The 3,749-nt window shown below is 69.3% G+C and carries 2 protein-coding genes; one reads left to right on the forward strand and one right to left on the reverse strand.

Annotated elements, in window-relative coordinates:
- Nucleotides 1–29: 29 nt before the first annotated feature.
- Nucleotides 30–1,679, reverse strand: coding sequence for a carboxylesterase family protein (locus QZY03_RS25105; protein WP_295585683.1), 1,650 nt, complete (start codon nucleotides 1,677–1,679; stop codon nucleotides 30–32).
- A 173-nt stretch (nucleotides 1,680–1,852) separates the two neighbouring features.
- Here QZY03_RS25105 and QZY03_RS25110 point away from each other — a divergent pair, with 173 nt between their 5' ends.
- Entirely contained in the window at nucleotides 1,853–3,568 is a 1,716-nt protein-coding gene (locus tag QZY03_RS25110; RefSeq protein WP_295585685.1) for an SUMF1/EgtB/PvdO family nonheme iron enzyme, read from the forward strand.
- Nucleotides 3,569–3,749 lie beyond the last annotated feature (181 nt).

Genomic DNA, 3,749 nt, shown 5'->3' on the forward strand with positions numbered 1-3,749 from the left:
CCGGAATTATGATCAAGGCCAAGCGGCGCTCAATTGCCCTGCAACGCGTAAGTCTGGTCGAGCAGGTCGGGATAGAGCGCCCGCCAGAAGCCGCACCGGTGTGCCTGATCCGCGTCGAACCAGGCGGTCTTATCGGGCTCCAGCCGCAACACGGCGTCGGGGCCGGCAAAGGGCAGCCACCGCGGGGCACCAAAGGCCATCGGGGTACCGGTCCGGGCAAAGCTGGTCCAATAGGCCATCATCTGCGCGGCGAGCGCCTGCTGCGACTGCGTGAGCGGAGCACCGTCGCGTTTCATGGTATTGGAGAAGCCCGGAAACTGGTACGGCAACTCCGCAGAATGCACCGCACCCATCGCGATCCCGGGGTTGGTTACCACGTCGGGCGGGTTGGGATCGGCGAATTCGTACTCGTAGACCGGGACGTATTTGGAAGCAAGCTGGGCCGTGCGCAGGTAAATGCAGTTGTTCAGGCCAACACGCGGATTGAAGTCTGATTTGATGGACCCGAGTTGGGACGCCGCGGACAGACCGTTGTCCAGTGGATATTCGGCCGCCACGCGCGCGCTCTGGTCGTCATAGGCTTGCGCCAGCCGGACGCTGAAATTGTCGCGAGTCGTCAATTGCCCGGCCAGCAGCTCATAGGCGACATAGAGGCGCTGCTCCTGGGTGTTGCCGCCCTGGATCAGCGGCACCCGCACGAAGCGGCCGGTGGCCAGGGCCTCGTCGCCTTGCAGCGGCTGTGAGGGCGTCCCGTAGACGGGGGCGAAGGCGAGCAGGTCGCTGCCGGCCGCCGCGCTCCCGGCCGCGAGCAGGTCTGCCACCGGCGCATTGCGCAGGCAGGCGAGCGCGTCCGCGCCGGTGCAGCCGACGATCTCCGCCACGCGCTGGCCGATGGTCTGCGCCACCGCATCGACCCGGCGCAGCCGGTGCGTGCAGCCGCCGCTCTGGATGATCGCTTTGTGGAAAAGCCCCTGGGTCTGCTCCGGTGCCAGCAGGTGCATGCAGACGCCGGAGGCGCCCGCGGATTCGCCGGCGATGGTGACGTTGTCCGGATCGCCCCCGAAGGCCGCGATATTGCGCTGCACCCAGCGCAACGCGGCGCGCTGGTCCTGGAGCCCGTAGGCCCCGTTGGTGTCGGGATCGAAGGCCGGGTGCGGCATGAAGCCCAAGACCCCGAGGCGGTAGTTCATCGACACCACCACCGCGTCACCCGCCTTGGCCAGGGCGCTGAGGTCGTAGAGGCCGCTGGACCCGCCGACGAAGGCGCCGCCGTGAATCCACAGGATCACCGGCCGCTTGCCCTGCGGGATCTGGCCGCCCGGCGCCGGCGTCGTGACATTGAGATAGAGGCAGTCCTCATCGACACTCGCTTCGGGAATGCCATAACGCGCCGTCTGGGGGCAGAGGCCGCGATAGCGCGTGGCGTCGAGTACGCCGGACCAGGGCGCGGCCGGCCGCGGCGGCGCCCAGCGCAGTTTGTCCACCGGGGGCGCCGCGAAAGGGATACCCTTGTGTTCCCGCACCCCGGCGCCGATGGTCCCAGCCACCGCGCCGGTGTCGGTCATGACCACTGACGGGTCCGCCTTTGCTGGTGCCTCCTGCCCTTGCGCACCCAGGATACCCGTCAGTGACAGGCAGGCGGCCAGGGCCGCACGGCGCATACCGGGTTGGTCATGCATATCAGGAATTCTCCGCCATCATTCAGGGGTGAGGCATTCTACCCTTGGACTGCGGCCGCGACCTCGATCATGGTCACGGGCAGTCGTCGACGTTCGCGGTTGCTCGCCCCGTGGCATAATTCGACACTCCAGATGCGACCAGACCGCGCGTCGCCGCGGACCGGGACATGGCCATGGACGAGACTTTCAAGATACTCCGGACTGGCCTGCGCGCCGCGCCCCGCGTGGTCCGGCGGCAGTCGGGCAAGGCGGGCTCGATCACCGGACGAGCGCATGGGTCCGGTCCTTGGCCGCGCCTCGGGTTAGCCGCGATTTGTCTGTTGTTCCAGTCGGCGCCCCCGCGCGCCGCGCCGACCCCGGTCATCGCCTGGCCGGCAGGGCACTACAACCCCAACCCGTTGCCGGACGATGTGATCCTGCCGTTGCCCTGCGGTGGTGCCATGGTCTTTCGCCCGGTCGCGACCGGGGTGCCGCCCGCGGACGCCGCTGGCTTGCCCCCGGACGTGCAGCGGCTCTATCGGGTCGCGGGCCGCTTCGATCCCCACCGGACCGGCACCGGCCACCTGCTGATCGGCAAATACGAGGTGACCCGGCTGCAATATCAAACGGTGAACGCGGCGGCCAGGCGGTCGGCCTGTCCCCGCCCGGATGCGCAGTCCGCCCTGCCGCAGGTCGACGTCAACCGCCGCGATGCGGAGGGCTTTGGGCTTGATCTCTCTCAGTGGTTGGCCGATCAACAGAGCAGCCTGCCCGATTGCAGCGACGGCCGCGGTCCCTGTCTGCCCCGCGTCGATGGCGTCGCCGCCACCGTGCGGTTGCCCGGCGAGGACGAATGGACCTTCGCTGCCCGCGGCGGCCTGGCGGTTAGCGCCGCCGACTTTGCCGCGTCTGTCTATCCCATGCCCAAGGGTCTGGCGCTTGGTGTGATCGGCAAGCGGGAAGGCGGCAGCGCCGCGGCGGCGATCGGCGGCCCGCGCGCCAATCCGCTCGGGCTGCACGACATGCTGGGCAATGTCGAGGAGATCATGCTCGACCTGTATCGGATCGATGGCGCTTCCGGCGAGATCGGCGGCTACGTGGTGCGCGGCGGCAGTTTCTACTCTGAACCGGCCGAACTGGCAGTGACCTTGCGCCGTGAGGTGCCGCTGCTCAACAAGACCAGCGATACCGGGTTCCGGGTGGTTGCGGCGGTGCCGATCTACACCTCCGGGCGGCGGCTTGCCGAGGTCCAGCGGCAGGAGCAGTCCGGGGTGGGACTGATGCATCCGACGCCGGAGCCTGCGCAGGCCGCGGTTCCCGCGACGGCCCCGTCTGCTTCGCCCGCCACGGCGCCGATCCCGGCTGCTGGCTTGCCGCAGGCGCACCCCGAGCGCGCCGGGGCTCCGCTCGACCTCACCGCCGATGATCGGCGCGAGATCGCGATCCAACTCGTTCGGCTGGGTTACGACCCATGGGTTCCAGGCGCGTCCTGGCGTGTCGTACCGAAGCAAACCGGCGCACTTGACAGCGGTCAGCCGCTCGACGGGTTCTGGGAGCCGGCGCGCCGCGCCCTCGCTGCATTCCAGGAGGCGGCGGGTCTGGAGGCGAGCGGTGATGTCACCGCTGAGACACGGGCCGCGCTCACGGCGGCGGTGACTGCCCTGAAGGCCCGCGAGCGGGCCGACGCTGAGCAGCGGGCCGCGCAGGCCGTTCAGGAGCAGGAGCGTCAGGCGCAGCGGGCGCGGGCCTATCCCTGCGACAAGACGCAGGATCTGCAAAGCGAAGCCTGCCGCATCCTGTTGCGGCAGATCCAGGACCAGGGTGGTCTGCCGGCGACCGGCGAACTGACGGAGGAGACCCGCGCCTTGATCGAGCGTCGGGCGACGGAGTCGAGTCAACCGCGCAAATGACCGTTGCCATGCGGTCCGCAAGGGTCCGGGGTACACCTTGATCGTCGTTCCGCCCGCAAGAAAACTGGAGGTCGGGGCTTTACCGTGAAAGTCGCGCAGCGACCTCGTGGGAGCGGCGTCCCGCCGCGATGGGGTCGGGCGCGCAGCCGCGGCGTTCGAGGCCACCGCGGCACCGCATCGC

This window comes from uncultured Lamprocystis sp. (assembly GCF_903933125.1).
Lineage (GTDB): Bacteria > Pseudomonadota > Gammaproteobacteria > Chromatiales > Chromatiaceae > Thiodictyon.